General features: G+C 64.0%; 14 protein-coding genes. 10 read left to right on the forward strand and 4 right to left on the reverse strand.

Annotated features, from left to right (window positions below; all coding sequences use genetic code 11):
- The first annotated feature begins 229 nt into the window (after positions 1-229).
- The 4 genes from nikC to NKK51_RS22820 are packed head-to-tail and all read left to right on the forward strand — an operon-like array spanning position 230 to position 3,127.
- Entirely contained in the window at positions 230-1,156 is a 927-nt protein-coding gene (nikC, locus tag NKK51_RS22805) for a nickel transporter permease (protein ID WP_352554665.1), read from the forward strand.
- Positions 1,153-1,998 carry an ABC transporter ATP-binding protein gene (locus tag NKK51_RS22810; RefSeq protein WP_031213315.1) on the forward strand — a complete coding sequence of 282 codons (846 nt, stop codon included), beginning with the start codon at positions 1,153-1,155 and terminating at the stop codon, positions 1,996-1,998. The genes nikC and NKK51_RS22810 overlap by 4 nt, the downstream gene beginning before the upstream one ends.
- The gene (locus tag NKK51_RS22815) at positions 1,995-2,744 is read left to right on the forward strand and encodes an ABC transporter ATP-binding protein (RefSeq protein WP_352554666.1); all 750 of its coding nucleotides are present in this window, start codon (positions 1,995-1,997) and stop codon (positions 2,742-2,744) included. The genes NKK51_RS22810 and NKK51_RS22815 overlap by 4 nt, the downstream gene beginning before the upstream one ends.
- Before the next feature lie 44 nt (positions 2,745-2,788).
- Positions 2,789-3,127 carry a hypothetical protein gene (locus tag NKK51_RS22820; protein ID WP_352554667.1) on the forward strand — a complete coding sequence of 113 codons (339 nt, stop codon included), beginning with the start codon at positions 2,789-2,791 and terminating at the stop codon, positions 3,125-3,127.
- A 12-nt stretch (positions 3,128-3,139) separates the two neighbouring features.
- On the opposite strand, the gene NKK51_RS22825 is transcribed toward NKK51_RS22820, so the two are convergent.
- Genes NKK51_RS22825 through NKK51_RS22835 form a run of 3 tightly spaced genes read right to left on the reverse strand, consistent with a single transcriptional unit; the run spans position 3,140 to position 8,447 of the window.
- A complete protein-coding gene (locus NKK51_RS22825) occupies positions 3,140-6,235 on the reverse strand; it encodes an efflux RND transporter permease subunit (RefSeq protein WP_352554668.1) in 3,096 nt (1,031 codons plus the stop codon).
- A complete protein-coding gene (locus NKK51_RS22830) occupies positions 6,232-7,311 on the reverse strand; it encodes an efflux RND transporter periplasmic adaptor subunit (RefSeq protein ID WP_352554669.1) in 1,080 nt (359 codons plus the stop codon). Before NKK51_RS22830 ends, NKK51_RS22825 begins: the two co-directional genes overlap by 4 nt.
- The gene (locus tag NKK51_RS22835) at positions 7,308-8,447 is read right to left on the reverse strand and encodes an efflux RND transporter periplasmic adaptor subunit (RefSeq protein WP_352554670.1); all 1,140 of its coding nucleotides are present in this window, start codon (positions 8,445-8,447) and stop codon (positions 7,308-7,310) included. Before NKK51_RS22835 ends, NKK51_RS22830 begins: the two co-directional genes overlap by 4 nt.
- 243 nt (positions 8,448-8,690) lie before the next feature.
- Here NKK51_RS22835 and NKK51_RS22840 point away from each other — a divergent pair, with 243 nt between their 5' ends.
- Entirely contained in the window at positions 8,691-9,968 is a 1,278-nt protein-coding gene (locus NKK51_RS22840) for a 4-aminobutyrate--2-oxoglutarate transaminase (RefSeq protein WP_352439662.1), read from the forward strand.
- Between the two features lie 115 nt (positions 9,969-10,083).
- Here the strand turns inward: NKK51_RS22840 and NKK51_RS22845 are convergent, their stop codons facing one another.
- Entirely contained in the window at positions 10,084-11,337 is a 1,254-nt protein-coding gene (locus NKK51_RS22845) for an NAD(P)/FAD-dependent oxidoreductase (RefSeq protein ID WP_352554671.1), read from the reverse strand.
- A 433-nt stretch (positions 11,338-11,770) separates the two neighbouring features.
- On the opposite strand from NKK51_RS22845, the gene NKK51_RS22850 reads away from it, so the two are divergent.
- From NKK51_RS22850 to NKK51_RS22870, 5 genes are all read left to right on the forward strand, one after another.
- The gene (locus NKK51_RS22850; protein ID WP_023811422.1) at positions 11,771-13,060 is read left to right on the forward strand and encodes an imelysin family protein; all 1,290 of its coding nucleotides are present in this window, start codon (positions 11,771-11,773) and stop codon (positions 13,058-13,060) included.
- 114 nt (positions 13,061-13,174) lie between these two features.
- Positions 13,175-13,486: a (2Fe-2S)-binding protein gene (locus tag NKK51_RS22855; protein WP_023811421.1), complete on the forward strand. Its 312-nt coding sequence runs from the start codon at positions 13,175-13,177 to the stop codon at positions 13,484-13,486.
- Entirely contained in the window at positions 13,452-13,937 is a 486-nt protein-coding gene (gene bfr, locus NKK51_RS22860) for a bacterioferritin (protein WP_013527914.1), read from the forward strand. The genes NKK51_RS22855 and bfr overlap by 35 nt, the downstream gene beginning before the upstream one ends.
- A gap of 12 nt (positions 13,938-13,949) precedes the next feature.
- Positions 13,950-15,551 carry a di-heme oxidoreductase family protein gene (locus NKK51_RS22865; RefSeq protein WP_352554672.1) on the forward strand — a complete coding sequence of 534 codons (1,602 nt, stop codon included), beginning with the start codon at positions 13,950-13,952 and terminating at the stop codon, positions 15,549-15,551.
- Positions 15,551-16,630 (forward strand): imelysin family protein, encoded by a 1,080-nt coding sequence (locus NKK51_RS22870; protein ID WP_352554673.1) that lies wholly within the window; start codon positions 15,551-15,553, stop codon positions 16,628-16,630. Before NKK51_RS22865 ends, NKK51_RS22870 begins: the two co-directional genes overlap by 1 nt.
- Positions 16,631-16,657: the final 27 nt, after the last annotated feature.

Raw genomic sequence — 16,657 nt, forward strand, 5'->3', positions numbered from 1 at the left:
ACGCTGGTGTTCCCAAATGGCATCGCGAACCTCCCGGCGCAAAGCACGCCAAACTGTTCGCGATGTCCTCGCACACCTGTTCGCGATGTCTCCGGTCCAAACACCCCTGCCCGGGGGAGAGGAAAAGCCGGTCGCACGCTTGGCGCCTTTCCTCTCCCCCGTCGAGCGGGGGAGAGGTGGTCTGCGAAGCAGGCCGGAGTGGGGGTCGACAGCTCCAAGAGGCATCATCATGACCGCCTCCGACGCCCGTCCTCTCTCTCGTCGCGACTGGCTGCTCAGCGAGCGGCCGGCCTCGCGCATGCAGGCAAGGCTCGGCCGTGCCTATGTGGCGTGGCGGCGCTTTTCCGCCAACCGTCTGGCCTTTCTCGGCCTGCTCATCATCGTTGCCTTGCTGGTCGTTGCCGCCCTTGCCGGCGTGCTGGCACCTTATTCTCCGACGTTCGGCGACCTGAAGAACGCGCGCCTGCTGGCGCCGAGCGCCGAGCACTGGTTCGGCACCGACGATCTCGGCCGCGATATCCTGTCGCGCATCCTCTACGGCTCGCGCTGGACCCTTTATGTGGTCATCCTGGTCGCCATCATCGCGGCACCGATCGGCCTTCTGGTCGGCACGGTGGCCGGCTATGCCGGCGGCTGGACCGATGCCATCCTGATGCGCATCACCGACATCTTTCTCGCCTTTCCCAAGCTGATCCTGGCGCTGGCGTTTGTTGCAGCACTTGGCCCCGGCATCGAGAATGCGGTGCTGGCCATCGCCATCACCTCATGGCCGCCCTACGCCCGCATCGCGCGGGCAGAGACGCTGACGGTGCGCAATTCCGATTACATCAAGGCGGTGCAGCTGATGGGCGCCTCGCCCTTCCGCATGGTGCTGCGCCATATCATGCCGCTTTGCATTTCGTCCCTGATCGTCAGGGTGACGCTCGACATGGCCGGCATCATCCTGACCGCCGCCGGGCTCGGTTTCCTCGGCCTCGGCGCGCAACCGCCGCTGCCGGAATGGGGCACGATGATCGCGTCGGGGCGCCGCTTCGTGCTCGACCAGTGGTGGGTGGCCGGTGCGCCGGGCTTCGCCATCCTCATCGTCAGCCTCGGCTTCAACCTGCTCGGCGACGGCCTGCGCGACGCGCTCGATCCCCGCAGTGGTGACCAATGAGCAGGGAAACGAAGACGCTGCTCGAGGTCGACGACCTGCGCGTCACCTTCCCGACCCGCACCGGGCTGATCGAGGCGGTTCGCGGCGTCTCCTTCTCGCTCGGCCGCGAACGGCTCGGCATCGTCGGAGAATCCGGCTCCGGCAAATCGCAGACCGGCCGCGCCATCATGGGCCTGACGCCGCCGCAGGCGCGGATATCGGCCAACAAGCTCGCCTTCGACGGCATCGACCTGCTCAGCGTCTCGCCGCGCGAACGCCGGGCGCTGCGCGGCAAGCGCATCGCCATGATCCTGCAGGATCCGAAATACTCGCTCGACCCGGTGATGAGCATCGGCCGCCAGATCGTCGAAACGCTGCGCACGCATGAAAAGGTCGGCAAGGCCGAGGCGCGCGACCGCGCATTGGCCATGCTGGAGGCGGTGCAGATCCGTGATCCCTCTCGCGTCTTCAACCTGCATCCGCATGAAGTGTCCGGCGGCATGGGCCAGCGCGCCATGATCGCCATGATGCTGATCGCCGGTCCGGAAATGATGATCGCCGACGAGCCGACCTCGGCGCTCGACGTCACCGTGCAGCTTGATGTGCTCGGCATTCTCGACCGGCTGGTCAGTGAGCGCGGCATGGGGCTGATCTTCATCTCGCACGATCTGCGCCTGGTCTCATCCTTCTGCGACCGCGTCATCGTCATGTATGCCGGCAAGGTGGTCGAGCAGCTCAAGGCGTCCGAACTCGGCCATGCCCAGCATCCCTACACGCGCGGCTTGCTCAATTGCATGCCCAAGATCGGTGCCGACCGCCACCCGCTGCCGGTGCTCGACCGCAAGCCGGAGTGGGCGGCATGACTTCTGCGATTGCCGTCGACAGGCTGGAAGTGATCTTCGACCGTTTTCGCGCACTGAAGGGCGTCAGCCTCGACGTGCAGCCGGGTGAATCCTTTGGCCTGGTCGGTGAATCCGGCTCCGGCAAATCGACGCTGCTTCGGGCCATCGCCGGCCTTGCGCCGGTCGCATCGGGCAGCATCGCCGTCAACGGCAAGACGCTCGGGCCACGCCGCGACAAGGCCTTCTACCGCGAAGTGCAGATGGTCTTCCAGGATCCGTACGGCTCGCTGCACCCGCGCCAGACCGTCGACCGCCTGCTGCAGGAGCCGCTTGCCATCCACGGCTTCGCCGATGGCGAAAAGCGCATCCAGCGGGCGCTCGACGAGGTCGGGCTGGGAAACGGCTTTCGCTTCCGCTATTCGCACCAACTATCGGGCGGCCAGCGCCAGCGCGTGGCGATTGCCCGTGCCCTGATCCTCGAACCTTCGATCCTGCTGCTCGACGAGCCGACCTCGGCGCTCGATGCCTCGGTGCAGGCGGAAGTGCTCAACCTGTTGGAAGAGGTACGCAAGCGGCGCAAGCTGACCTTCCTGATGGTCAGCCACGACCTCGCCATCATCACCCATATGTGCGAGCGGCTGATGGTGATGCAAAGCGGCGAGGCGGTTGAGAACCTGGCGGCGGCGGATCTCGTCGAACGTCGCGTGACGAAGGACTATACTCGCAACCTGCTGAGAGCGAGCGACGGGTTTGTGAGAACCGCCTGAATTCGTCTTCCTGTGTGCAGAACCAACCGTCTTCAGGGATTCCGATGGAGGAATGGAAGTTTGCGGATCCGCCCAACCTCGCGGTGTTGTCGGACAAGAGCCTATTTAAACGTGGCGACTGGATCGCATACGTTGTGCATGAAGATGACGACGACGACAGCTACAACGACGAAGGTGGCAGTTGGCAATTCTACAGCAGCGACACTCGAGATTGGGATGAACGCGAGGTAATGCCCGTAGGCCTGCAAGAGGTGGTTCAACTGGATGAAACCATCGTGGAGTTGGCCGATTTGCCGAAAGGTTGGCATGCCTGGCGCACCTCAAAATCGTCGCCGTGGCAACGCGCCAAGTCACGCCCCGTACCCTCCAACGACAACGAATGACCCGGCAAAGCCTTAAGTCTGAGCTTGCACCGGTTCGCCGCTCTCCACGGGTAGCTCTTCCTGGGCTTTCGGCTCCTTGATCCTGAACCACGTCACATAAAGCGCTGGCAGGAACAGCAGCGTGATCGCCGTGCCGGCGATGATGCCGCCCATCATGGCATAGGCCATCGGGCCCCAGAACACTTCGCGCGCGATCGGGATCAGGGCGAGACTTGCGGCCGCCGCCGTCAGCGCGATTGGCCGCATGCGGTGTTCCGTCGCCTCGATGACGGCCGCCCAGCGGTCCTTGCCTTCCCGGACGAGATCCTCGATCTGCACGATCAGGATGACCGAGTTGCGGATCAGGATGCCGATCAGCGCCAGCACGCCGAGGATGGCGACGAAGCCGAGCGGCGCGCCGCTCGGCACAAGGGCCGCCACAACGCCGATCAGGCCGAGCGGCGCCACCGCCACCACCAGGAACAGGCGCTGGAAACTCTGCAATTGCACCATCAGGATCGTCGCCATGACGAACAGCATCAACGGCACGACGGCGGCGATCGGTCCTTGGCTTTTGGCACTCTCCTCGACCGAGCCGGCGGTGGCGATCGAATAGCCCGGCGGTAGCTTGGCGGTGAAGGCATCGACCGACGGCTTCAATTCGTTGACGACGGTGGCCGGCAGCACGTCGCCGACCAGTCCGGCGCGCACGGTGATGGTCGGGATGCGGTCGCGTCGCCACACCGTTGGCTGCTCCAGATCGTAGCGGAAGTTGGCGACGGCCGCGAGCGGGATCGCCTCGCCGGTACTGGTCGGCAGCTGCATGTTCTGCAACGTTTCGATCGAGCCGCGTTCGGACCCACGCGAGCGCGCCACGACATTGATCAGGTAGGTGGCGTCACGCACCTGCGTGATGGTAGCGCCGCCGACGGTGCTGTTGAGCGCGCTGGCGATGTCGGAAGAGGTGATGCCAAGCTGGCGTGCCTTGTCCTGCAGCACGTCGACCCTCAGCACGCGTTGCGGCTCGTTCCAGTCGAAGGTAGGCGCGGCAAGCTTTGGATCGGCGGAGATGACACCGGCGAATTGCTGCGCCAGTTCGCGCACCGTCTGGATGTCGGGACCGCCGATGCGATACTGCACCGGGCGGCCGACCGGGGGCCCGAGTTCGAGCGGCTTGACGAAGGCGTCGGTGCCGACGAACTCCTCGCGCAGCAGTTTTTCAAGCGCCGGCTTGACCCGGTTGCGGGCCGCGATGCTCTTGGTGACGATGACGGTCTGGCCGAAATAGGGGTTGGCCGGCTGCACGTCATAGGCGAGCACGAAACGCACCGCGCCCTGGCCGATATAGGACGAAAAATGGTCGATGTCGGGATTGCCGACCAGCGCCCGCTGCTCGAACCGCTCCATCTGGTCGCGCGTATCGGCGATCGAGGCATTCTGCGGCAGGTTCCAGTCGACGATCAGCTCCGGCCGGTCCGATGGCGGAAAGAACTGCTGCTGCACCAGCCCGAAGCCGGCGATCGAGCCGGCAAACAAAAGCACGGTGACGATGATGGTCAGCCAGTGATGGCGCACCGAGCCGACAAGCACGCGCCGGAAAAGCGAGGTGAAGCGGCCGGGCTGGTCGTGATGCTTGGTTTTCATCGTCGCCGGCAGGATGGTGACGCCGAGCAGTGGCGCAAACAGCACCGCCACGACCCATGACACCAGCAGCGAAACGGCGATGACCACGAACAGGGTGAAGGTATATTCGCCGGCGGCGCTGTTGTTGAGGCCGATCGGGATGAAGCCGGCGACCGTCACCAGCGTACCGGTCAGCATCGGAAAGGCGGTCGATGTGTAGACATAAGTCGCCGCCTTGCGCAGATTGTCGCCGACCTCCAGCCGCGCCACCATCATCTCGACCGCGATCATCGCGTCGTCGACCAGAAGCCCGAGCGCGATGATCAGCGCACCCAGGGAAATACGCTGCAGCGAAATGCCGAGATAGGCCATGACCGTGAAGGTGATGGCCAGCACCAGCGGGATCGACAGCGCCACGACGAAGCCGGCGCGCATGCCGAGGCTGATGAACGACACCGCGAGCACGATGGCGACCGCCTCGAACAGCGCGCGCGTAAAGCCCGAGACGGCCTCCTCGACAATGACCGGCTGGTCGGCCACCAGATGCACGCCGACACCGACCGGCAGGTCGGCCAGCACCTTGTCCATCTCCTTGTGCAGCGCCTCGCCGAATTCGAGCAGGTTGGCGTTGGGTTTCATGCCGATGGCGAGCCCGATCGCGTCCTGGCCGTTGAAGCGGAATAGCGCCGTAGGCGGATCGACATAGCCGCGCGTGATCGTCGCCACGTCGCTGAGGCGGAAGAAGCGGTCATTGACGCGCAGATTGATGGCGCGCAGGCTGTCCTCGGAGGTGAACTGCCCGCCGACACGCACGCTGATGCGCTCCGGCCCGGACTGAATGACGCCGGACGGCGTAATCGCGTTCTGCGCCTGCAGGCTCGCCACGATCGCTTGCTGGTTGAGGCCGAGGGCGGCGATCTGGCGGGTCGAGAATTCGAGATAGATCGCCTCGTCCTGGGCGCCGACCAGGTCGACCTTGCCGGCGTTGGGCACGGTCAGGATTTTTGTTCTGGCGTCCTCGACATAGTCGCGCAACTGGCGCGGCGTCAGCCCGTCCGATGTGAAGGCGTAGATGTTGCCATAGACGTCGCCGAAGCGGTCGTTGAAGAACGGTCCCTGCACCCCCTGCGGAAACTGCGCCCCGATGTCGTTGACCATGTTGCGCACCTGAATCCAGTTCGGCACGACATCGCGTGCCTTGGTGGTGTCCTTCAGGTTGACGAAGATGACGGTCTGGCCGGCCGTGGTGACGGACTTGGTGTAGTCGAGGCTGTCGAGTTCCTCGAGTTTCTTCTCGATACGGTCGGTCACCTGCTGCACGGTTTCCTTGACCGAGGCGCCCGGCCAGTTGGCCTGGATGATCATCGTCTTGATGGTGAAGTTGGGGTCTTCTTCACGGCCGAGATTGAGGTAGGAGAACACGCCAGCCACGACGAAGACCAGCATGAAATACCAGACCATGGAGCGGTGGTTGAGCGCCCAGTCGGAGAGATTGAAGCCTTTCATGAGGCGCCTCCCTCGAGCACTTTCACCTTCTGGCCTTCGCTCAGGCTGTGGACGCCCGCCGTGACGACACGCATGCCCGCGTCAAGCCCTTCGGCCACGGTGAAGATAACGCCATTCTTCGACGCGATCTTGATGTCGCGTGCGTTCACGCTGGATGTCTGCGGGTCGACGATCCACACTTTCGCGGAACCGTTCTTTTCGAGCAGCGCCGACATCGGCAGTTCGATCGTCGGTGCCACCTTGGTCACGCGGGTCGCCGTTACCGTCGAGCCGAGCCGGAAGGCCTGTGGCGGATCCGTGAGCGTCAGCTTGACGCGCCGCGTGCGGGTCGAGCCCTCGGATTGCGGTGCGATCTCGCGCAGCTTGGCCCCGGTCTGGATCGTCGGCAGCGACTGCAGGATCACCTGGAAGGGCGTGCCGGCCTCAAGATCACCGGTCAATTGATCGGGAATGTCGACCACCGCCTCGCGCAGGTCCGAACGCGCCACGGTGACGACGGTCTGGCCGGGCGAGACCGTCTGGCCAACTTCGGCGCCGACCGCGGTGACGACACCGTCGAAATCAGAGAACAGCCTGGCATAGCCGAGCTGCTCCTGCGATTTGGCAAGCGAAGCCTTGGCCCGCTCGACACCTGCCTCCGCAGCTTTGCGCGCCTGCTGCGCGGCATCGAAGACAGCTTGCGTGGCGTTGGCCGAGGCGAGCAACTGGCGCTGCCGTTCCTCGCTGGCGGCGGCGTTGGCGAGCTGCGCCTCGGCATTGGACAGTTCCGCCTTGGCCGCCTGGAGGCCCAACTCCAGCGCGGTCGGATCGAGTGCCGCTATCGTCGTGCCCTTGCTGACGATGTCGCCGACCTGGACGTCGCGCGAGACGACCCGGCCAAGCAGGCGGAAGGCCAGGTCGGCGCTGACCTGCGGTTCGACGGATCCGGCAAAACCGAAGATTTGCGTGGTGCGCGGCTCGATCACCATCGACAGCACCGGTCGGATGATCTCGGGCGGCTTTTCCTCCGACTTGGAGCAGGATGCCAGCGCGCCGAGCATGAGCACGCCGAGCAGGATGCGTGGCGTTCGGCTCATTGGCCCGCTCCCGATATCTCGATCGTCTGTCCAGGGCTGAGCAGCTGTCCTCCAGCGGTGACGACGCTCTGGCCCGCGTCCAGCCCCTTGGCGATCACGACCGTGCCCGAATTGAACGCCAGCACTTCGACCGGCGCCATCGTCACCGCCTTGGTCGAGGGATCGACGATCCAGACCGCCGGCTTGCCGCCGCTGGACGTCAGCGCCTGCCAAGGCAGCAGGATCGCCTTCGCCGGCTTGGCGCTTACCGAGCCGATGACGGCTGCCCCCAGCGGCATGCCGGCGGGCGTGTCGGGAATGGCGACTTTGACCCGGATCGAGCCCGAAGCCGGGTCGACCGCAGGCGAGATTTCGCGGACCTTGCCCGTCGCCCTGACCTGCGGATCGGACAACAGCGTGATCGTCACCGCAGGCGATGCCGGTGTCTTGGCGATCAGCGTCTCCTGCACGTTGAATACCGCGTCGCGGTCCCCGTCCTCGGCGACGGTGAAGACGGTTTGCGCGGCTTGCACCACTTGGCCGGTTTCGACTTGGCGGGCGGTAATCACGCCGGCGGCACCGGCCTTGAGTTCGGTGAAGGACAGGTTTTGCTGGGCGTTGGAGAAAGCGCTCTGCGCGGCATCGACGCTGCCTTGTGCCACCTTCAGGGCCTGGTCCGCGGCGTCATAATCGCGCCTGGTGGTGAAACCCTGGGCGAGCAGCGTCTTCTGCCGTTCGAAGGCGGCGGCGGACTGGGTCAATTGCGCCTGTGCCGCGTCGAGATCGGCCTGCGCCGAGCGCAAATCGGATTCCTGCTCCTGCGGATCGATCCGGGCAAGCACCGTGCCTTGATCGACATGCTGGCCGACATCGACAAACCGTTCGGCGACGCGACCGCCGACCCGGAACGACAGATTGTTCAGCGTACGCGCCGTGATCACCCCGGTCAGCGAGGTCCTTGGCGCATAGTCGGCCATCGCCACCGTTTCGGTGCGCACCATGATCTGCAGTTTCTTGTCCACCGCTTCCTGCTTCTGGCAGCCGACCAAAAGCAGCGCAGCCGTGCAGGCGAAAAGCGCCGGGGCGGCTGGAAAAGACAAAAGACCGGGAGCTTGGACCGACGGCTGCGAGACGGGCGAAGTCACGTTCCTGCTCATGGGCTCCCCCGGCCGCGGCGGCTCGCTGGTCGCGATGCCTCGTGGAGATCCAGAGGATAGTCGATCCCCGGGAAAAGGAAACCGGTCTCGTACGTGTATCGCCTGACTGGTTAAGCGCCGGGATCTGCCCACCGCAGGCCCAATCGCCTGCCGGTGGTGCCGACTTGAGGAAAACGTGAAATAAGGTCAGAAGACGTCTCAACGGCATCAAACAGGACGGGCGCCGGCCCGGTGAGGGATACGATGAAGAATTCAGCCATTTCCGAACGCAAGAACCAATCGATTTCCCGCGGTGTCGGCATGACCACGCAGATCTATGCCGACCGGGCTGAAAATTCGGAAATCTGGGATGTCGAGGGGCGTCGCTATATCGATTTCTCGTCGGGCATCGCCGTCGTCAACACCGGGCATCGCCATCCCAGGGTGATCGAAGCGGTCAAGGCACAACTCGACCGCTTCACCCACACCTGCCACCAGGTGGTGCCCTATGAGAGCTATGTGCGCCTGGCCGAACGGCTGAACGGCATGCTGCCCGGCAAGTTCGAGAAGAAGACGATCTTCGTCACCACCGGGGCGGAGGCGGTAGAGAACGCCATCAAGATCGCCCGCAATGCCACCGGCCGTCAGGCGGTCATCGCCTTCGCCGGCGGTTTCCATGGCCGCACCTTCATGGGCATGGCACTGACCGGCAAGGTCGTGCCCTACAAGGTCGGCTTCGGCGCCATGCCGGGCGATGTCTATCATGCGCCGTTCCCGGTGCCGCTGCACGGTGTCTCGGTCGCCGACTCGCTGGCGGCGCTCGACCGGCTGTTCAAGGCCGATGTCGATCCGGCCCGCGTCGCCGCCATCATCATCGAGCCGGTTCAGGGCGAGGGCGGCTTCTACGACGCGCCGCGTGACTTCCTGGTTGCGCTGCGCAAGCTTTGCGACCAGCACGGCATGCTGCTGATCGCCGACGAAGTGCAGACCGGCTTTGCCCGCACCGGCAAGATGTTTGCGATGGATCACCATGAGGTGGCCGCCGATATCACCACCATGGCCAAGAGCCTTGCCGGCGGTTTCCCGCTGGCGGCGGTCACCGGCCGCGCCGAAATCATGGATGCGCCCGGGCCCGGCGGGCTCGGCGGCACCTATGGCGGCAGCCCGATCGGCGTTGCCGCCGCGCACGCCGTGCTCGACGTGATCGATGACGAAAACCTGTGCGACCGCGCCAACACGCTGGGCGCAAGGCTGAAGCAGCGGCTGCAGTCGATCCGCGACGACGTGCCCGAGATCGTCGACATCAGAGGCCTCGGCTTCATGAACGCGGTCGAGTTCAACGACGTCAAGAAGGGCCTGCCGTCGGCCGAGATCGCCAATGCGATCCGGTTGAAGGCGCTCGACAAGGGCCTGATCCTGCTGACCTGCGGTGTCTACGGCAACGTCATCCGCTTCCTGGCGCCGATCACCATCCAGGACGAAGTCATGAACGAAGCACTCGACATCCTGGAAAGCTCGATCCGCGAAGTCTGCGCCGCCTGAACTTCTACCTCCCCCTTGTGGGGAGGTCGGACCGAAGGTCCGGGTGGGGCGCCTCGCGCAGACCCCACCCCGCTGCTTCACAGCGACCCTCCCCACAAGGGAGGGTAAGCGGGGGCTAGCCCGCAGCCCTGGCAGGCTCATCCTGCTGAAACGCGGCCAGCGCCGCCTTCAAACCGTCAGGTCCCTCAGCAACCGTTTCCGGCGTCGGCGAAAAGCCGGCGCCGAGCATCTTGCGGCCAAGCATGTGGTCGCCGGGGCGGTTGACCGATTCGATGCCGAGCAGCCGGTCGCCGGCATAGTGGTAGATCGAGAATTTGTTTTCGGGCAGGTCGCCCAGCACGACATGGCTGTCGCCGCCGGCGGTCAGGCCGACCATCTGCAATTTCATGTCGCCGATGTCCGACCAGAACCATGGCACCGCCGAATAGGCGTCGGTGTGGCCTGATATCGTGCGCGCGGCAAGCCGCGCCTGATCGGTGGCGTTCTGCACCGATTCCAGCCGCACGTCGCCGCCGGTGAACCAGTGACGGTAGGAGGCAGCATCGCCAATGGCGAGAATCTCCGGCATCGACGTGCGCATCTGATGATCGACGCGGATGCCGTTGGCGATGCCGAGGCCTGCAGACTGCGCCAGTTCGACATTCGGCATGGCACCAATGCCGACGATGACCATGCGCGCCGGCAGCCTTTCGCCTGACGAGGTGATGGCGGCCGTGACATGACCGTTTTCGCCATCGAGCCTGGCGATCGAGGTGCCGGTGAGAATGCGCACGCCTGTCGCTTCCAGCCGTTGCCGGACGTGGCTCGCCACCACCGGCGCCACGGCGCGGCCGAGTAGCCGGTCCACGGCCTCCACCACTGTCACCGTGCGGCCGGTGGCCCGCAGTGTGGCTGCTATCTCCAGCCCGATGAAACCGCCGCCGAGGATGACGATTTCGTCGCTTTGCGCGCTGAGGTCGCGGATCAGCCGCGCATCGGCCAGCGAGCGCAGCGACAGCACACCGGACAGGTCGGCACCGGGCAGCGGCAGCGTGCGCGGGCGCGAGCCTGTCGCCAGGATCAGATGGTCAAAGGCCAGCGCACCACCGCCGGCAATATCCAAACTGCGGCGTCGGGTATCGATCCGATCGATCCTGACGCCAGGCCGGTAATCGATGGCGCTGCCGGTGTAAAAGGCCTCGCCGCGCAAGGGTTGCGGCTTGGCCTCGGCATCCTTGATGAAAGTCTTCGACAGCGGCGGCTTGTGATAGGGAAGTTCGTCCTCATCCCCGACGAGGATCACCGGCCCGTCATAGCCGTCTTCGCGCAGACTGGCGGCCGCTTGCACGCCCGCATGACCCGCGCCGACAATGACCACACCGTTCTTCATCGCATTCCAATCCCGCTTCTATCCTAGGATGTCTCGCCAAGTGGCAATTGTCTGGTGCCGCCGCAAGAGAGCTTTTGCGGGTCGCACCCGGAATGGCAGCTGTCAATCGTACAGTTCAACGGCAAGACCGGTGCAGAAAGACGCATAAGTTGACAGTCGTAGTTTAGAATAATTCTAAACTATTGTTTCAATTGACTTTTCCTACGGATTGTCATTGACATCCGACGATGTCGCAGCTTTATGGAAGCTCGCGCGTCAGCGCATCCCTTTAATGTCTGGGCCTTGAACCCTTTCGATTGGAGGCATTTTGGTGTCTTTCTTCCGCGAACCGCGCGCTAGCGCGGCATCTCTTGCGCCCAATGGCCCGCAGATGGCCTGGCGCCGGTTGCTGTGCGCGCCGTTTACAGAATTTCCGAGAAACTGGAGAGTGATTATGACAGCACGATATGGCAGCAGGCTTGCGGCGATCGGCGCCACTGCCCTGCTGACGGCGGCGGTATTCGTGTTGCCGGCAAAGGCGGAAACCGATGCAAAGGCCGTCATCAAGACCTATTCCGACATCGCGCTCGCCAAATATGAGGATTCGCTGACCACCGCGCAGGCGCTCGACAAGGCGGTCGACGCGCTGCTCGCCACGCCATCGGCGGAAACCCTCAACGCTGCCCGTGACGCCTGGAAGGCATCGCGCGTTCCCTACCAGCAGACCGAGGTCTACCGCTTCGGCAACAAGATCGTCGACGACTGGGAAGGCAAGGTGAATTCCTGGCCGCTGGATGAAGGTTTGATCGACTACGTCGCCAAGAGCTACGGCACCGAATCGGACGCGAATGCGCTCTACACGGCCAATGTGATCGCCAACAAGGAGATCGAGATCAACGGCAAGAAGGTCGATGCATCGAAGCTTTCGCCGGAATTCCTCTCCGGCACGCTGCAGGGAGCCGGCGGCATCGAGGCCAATGTCGCCACCGGCTACCACGCCATCGAATTCCTGCTCTGGGGCCAGGACCTGCATGGCACCGGGCCGGGTGCCGGCGAGCGCCCCTATACCGACTACGACCTCCAGAACTGCACCGGCGGCAATTGCGATCGCCGCGCCGAGTATCTGAAATCGGCCAGCGACCTTCTGGTTTCGGATCTTCAGGAGATGGTCGGCAACTGGAAGGAAGACGGCGCCGCCCGCAAGGCTCTCGTCGATGGCGAGCCGAACACGGCGATCTCGACCATCTTCACCGGCATGGGCTCGCTGTCCTACGGCGAACTGGCCGGCGAGCGCATGAAGCTCGGCCTGCTGCTGCATGATCCGGAAGAGGAGCACGATTGCTTCTCCGACAACACGTACAATTCGCATCTCTACGACGCCATCGGCATTCGCGCGGCCTATCATGCGAGCTACACGCGTCTCGACGGCACCGTCGTTTCGGGTCCCTCGGTGGCCGATATGGTGAAGGCGGCCGATCCGGCGATCGACAAGGAACTGTCTGACAAGCTCGATGTTTCGGTCGCCAAGATGGAGGCGATCAAGGCGCGTGCACTGGCCGGCGAGGCCTATGACCAGCAGATCGCCGAGGGCAACATTGAGGGCAACGCCACCGTGCAGGCGGCGATCGATGCGCTGATCGATCAGACCAAGTCGATTGAGCGCGCCGTCGGCTCCTTGAAGCTCAGCACCATCGCCTTCGAAGGGTCCGATAGCCTCGACGCGCCGGACAAGGTGTTCAAGTAAGGGTCGAAAGACAGGTGACTGATCCGGGAGCCGGCAAACCGGCTCTGGAACGGCCTCCGCTAGAAAATCAAGCCACACGGCGCGGGAGACGCCGTCAGCCAGCCGAGCAAGCCAATGCTGATTTGTCATTGCAATATCATCACCGAGAAGGAGATCGAGCAGACGATCGTCGGGCTGCTGGACCAGGATCCCTGGCAGCTGATCGTGCCGGCGAAGATCTATCATGCCATGCAAAAGCGCGGTCGCTGTTGCGGCTGCTTCCCAAATGTGGTGGAAACGATCATTCGGGTCACCGAAAATTACCACGCCCGCTCGGAGGCGAGCGGCGTGGATGTCGTTTCACACCTGGATCGCGTCAGAGGCCTGCGCGTCCAATACGGGAGCAGAATTCATGAAAGGCGATCCGCAGATCATCGAGCGGCTTAACGAGGCCCTTTTTCTGGAACTCGGGGCCGTCAATCAGTACTGGGTGCATTTCCGTCTGCTTGAGGACTGGGGATACGCCAAGCTGGCAAAGAAGGAGCGGGCGGAATCGATCGAGGAGATGCACCATGCCGACAAGCTCGTCGCCCGCATCATCTTCCTCGAAGGCCATCCGAACCTGCAGTCCGTGGCGCCGCTGCGCATCGGGCAGAACGTCAAGGAAGTGCTCGAATCCGACCTTGCCGGCGAATATGACGCACGTACCGCTTACAAGCGTTCGCGCGAAATCTGCAACGACGCCGGCGACTACGTGACGATGAAGCTGTTCGAGGAATTGCTCGCCGACGAGGAGGGCCACATCGACTTTCTCGAGACGCAACTCGACCTGCTTGCCTCGATCGGCGAGGAGAAATACGGCCAGCTCAACGCCGCATCGGCGGACGAGGCGGAGTAAGGGCATGCGGGAATGCGGCGCCTGCTAGAATTCGTGCGCCGCTCGCGGCGGGCCGATGGCTCGCCGTCCCTTCCAAAGACGTCAGCCGGATTGGCGCGTCGGCACTATGTCATGCTCGTGTTGGCACTCACCTCTTCGGCGATGGCGGGTGATATTCAGCCAGCCGGCCTCGCCGTCACGCGCACCGACCTCAATGCGAAGGATCAGGCGCGCGTCATCGCCGTCACCAGGCCGACCACGGATTTTTCCAGGCCAGAGCAGTTCGAACTGATGCAAGGTGGCGCCGGCACGTCCCGAAAGGACGTCAGCCGCGATTCCTTCTCGCAATCCTCGGCCAACATCACCTTCGAGGAAGAGGGCGACTTCAAGCTCGGCAATGCCCTTTTCCGCAAGAATTGGGTGTCGTCGCCATCCTCGACGCAGGCTTCGGACGGGCTCGGCCCGCTGTTCAACGAACGCGCCTGCCAGAACTGCCATCTGAAGGATGGCCGCGGCCGCCCGCCGCAAGGCGACGCCGGCACCACGTCGATGTTCCTTCGGCTGGCCCGCGACGCCAGCAGCGCGCAAGAGAGGGAGGCGCTTGCCGACCACGAGGTGCCTAACTTCCCCGACCCGGTCTATGGCAGGCAATTGCAGGAGCTCGCCGTGCCCGGCCTGCCCGGTGAAGGCAGGATGCACATCGACTATCAGGAACGTAAGGTGGAGCTGACGGACGGCACAGTGATCTCCTTGCGCAAACCGAGCTATTCGGTTGACGGCCTTGGCTACGGGCCGCTTGACCCACGCACCACGCTGTCGCCGCGCCTGACGCCGCCGATGATCGGCCTGGGCCTGATCGAACAGATCGCGCCGGCTGATATTCTCGCCCACGCCGATCCGGACGACAGGGACGGCGACGGCATTTCCGGCAGGCCGAACATCGTGCGCGATGGCTTGAGCGGGGAACTGACGCTCGGCCGCTTCGGCTGGAAGGCGCAGACCGCGTCGATCCGCCAGCAGGCAGCGGATGCCTTTGCCGGCGACATCGGCATCTCGACGCCCGAAGAGCCGAAGCATTGGGGCGATTGCACTGCTGCGGAGGCAAAATGCCTCGCCATGCCGAACGGCGTGCAGCAGCGTCTTGGCCCGGTCGAGGCGCCGCCGCCGGTGATGGATCTCGTCACCTTCTATTCGCAGAACCTGGCCGTGCCGGCGCGCCGGGATCTCGACGCCCCACAAGTTCTCAAAGGCAAGAAGGTCTTCTATGAGATGGGCTGCATTGCCTGCCACACATCGAAATTTGTCACGCGCCGCGACACGCCCAACAAAGCGCAGGCCTTCCAGCTGATCTGGCCTTATTCCGACTTCCTGCTGCACGACATGGGGCCAGATCTGGCCGATGGCCAGGCCGTGGGAGATGCGACGGGCAATGAATGGCGCACGCCGCCACTGTGGGGCATCGGCCTGACCGAGACGGTCAACGGCAATTCCTTCTTCCTGCATGACGGGCGTGCGCGCAGCCTGACCGAGGCGATCCTGTGGCATGGCGGCGAGGCACAGAAAGCGCGCGACCGCTTTGCCGCAGCCAATGCGGCCGACCGCAATGCGCTGCTCAAATTCCTGGAGTCACTGTGATGTTCAAGCGTTCTGCATTGTTTCTCGTTCTTCCGCTGGCTCTGCTGGGCGTTGTCCCTGCGTCGGCGGCGGTCAAAGCCTCCGATATCATCCAGCGCGCGATCGATGGCTTCGTCCGCCCGGCCTATGCCGGCCTGCACGAGCATGCGGAAGCCTTGACCGGATCCATGCGCGAGCTGTGCGTCACGCCCTCGCAAGGAGAACTCGATGCCGCACGCGCCGAATTCTCCGCCACCGTCTATGCCTGGTCGTCAGCCGAAATCATCGGCTTCGGACCGATCAAGGAGAACAACCGGCTGGAACGCATGCTGTTCTGGCCGGATCGCAAGAGCATCGGCCTGAAACAGGTACAGGCGGCGCTGTCCGCCAAGGATCCGACCGCGACCGATCCGGCACAACTGGCCGGCAAGAGCGTTGCCATGCAGGGGCTGGGCGCGCTCGAATTCGTTCTTTACGGCGACGGCGCCGATGCACTTGCCGGCAAGGATGATCCCTACCGCTGCGCTTATGGCACTGCTGTTGCCGGCAACATCGAAACCATGGCCGGCGAGGTCAGCGCCGCCTGGAACAAGCCGGGCGGCTTTGCCGCCCTTTGGGCCAATCCGGGGCCGCAGAACCCGCTCTACCGCAACGGCAATGAAGCGGTGACCGAACTGGTCGGCGTCTTCATCAATGAGCTGGAAATGGTCCGCGACGTGCGCCTGAAAGGGTTTTTCGGTGGCAAGCCGGATGCGGACAAGCCGAAACAGGCAATCTACTGGCGCTCGCAAAACACCACCGCGTCACTGGCCGGCAATCTCTCCGGCATCGATACGCTGTTCCAGGCCTCGAAACTTGGTGACGCTCTGCCGGCCGATGCGCGCTGGATGGCCGAATCGATCCATATCCAGCTGGTCAACGGTGTCGCCACCGCCAAGGCGGTCAGTGGTCCAATCGACAAGACGCTTGCCGATCCGGCGCTGCGCGACAAGCTCGATCATTTCGCGCTGATCACCTCCAGCCTGTCGACCTTGATCGGCACCAGGTTGACCGCCGAATTCGGCCTGACCGCAGGCTTCTCCTCGCTGGATGGGGACTGAGCATGACCTTGAGATTGGCCGAAACGC

Source organism: Mesorhizobium sp. M0011 (assembly GCF_040324155.1).
Taxonomy (GTDB): domain Bacteria; phylum Pseudomonadota; class Alphaproteobacteria; order Rhizobiales; family Rhizobiaceae; genus Mesorhizobium.

Coding starts and splice junctions, on each gene's coding strand:
- nikC (WP_352554665.1), top strand. CDS start 230: ATGACCGCCTCCGACGCCCGTCCTCTCTCTCGTCGCGACTGGCTGCTC.
- NKK51_RS22810 (WP_031213315.1), top strand. CDS start 1,153: ATGAGCAGGGAAACGAAGACGCTGCTCGAGGTCGACGACCTGCGCGTC.
- NKK51_RS22815 (WP_352554666.1), top strand. CDS start 1,995: ATGACTTCTGCGATTGCCGTCGACAGGCTGGAAGTGATCTTCGACCGT.
- NKK51_RS22820 (WP_352554667.1), top strand. CDS start 2,789: ATGGAGGAATGGAAGTTTGCGGATCCGCCCAACCTCGCGGTGTTGTCG.
- NKK51_RS22825 (WP_352554668.1), bottom strand. CDS start 6,235: ATGAAAGGCTTCAATCTCTCCGACTGGGCGCTCAACCACCGCTCCATG.
- NKK51_RS22830 (WP_352554669.1), bottom strand. CDS start 7,311: ATGAGCCGAACGCCACGCATCCTGCTCGGCGTGCTCATGCTCGGCGCG.
- NKK51_RS22835 (WP_352554670.1), bottom strand. CDS start 8,447: ATGAGCAGGAACGTGACTTCGCCCGTCTCGCAGCCGTCGGTCCAAGCT.
- NKK51_RS22840 (WP_352439662.1), top strand. CDS start 8,691: ATGAAGAATTCAGCCATTTCCGAACGCAAGAACCAATCGATTTCCCGC.
- NKK51_RS22845 (WP_352554671.1), bottom strand. CDS start 11,337: ATGAAGAACGGTGTGGTCATTGTCGGCGCGGGTCATGCGGGCGTGCAA.
- NKK51_RS22850 (WP_023811422.1), top strand. CDS start 11,771: ATGACAGCACGATATGGCAGCAGGCTTGCGGCGATCGGCGCCACTGCC.
- NKK51_RS22855 (WP_023811421.1), top strand. CDS start 13,175: ATGCTGATTTGTCATTGCAATATCATCACCGAGAAGGAGATCGAGCAG.
- bfr (WP_013527914.1), top strand. CDS start 13,452: ATGAAAGGCGATCCGCAGATCATCGAGCGGCTTAACGAGGCCCTTTTT.
- NKK51_RS22865 (WP_352554672.1), top strand. CDS start 13,950: ATGCGGCGCCTGCTAGAATTCGTGCGCCGCTCGCGGCGGGCCGATGGC.
- NKK51_RS22870 (WP_352554673.1), top strand. CDS start 15,551: ATGTTCAAGCGTTCTGCATTGTTTCTCGTTCTTCCGCTGGCTCTGCTG.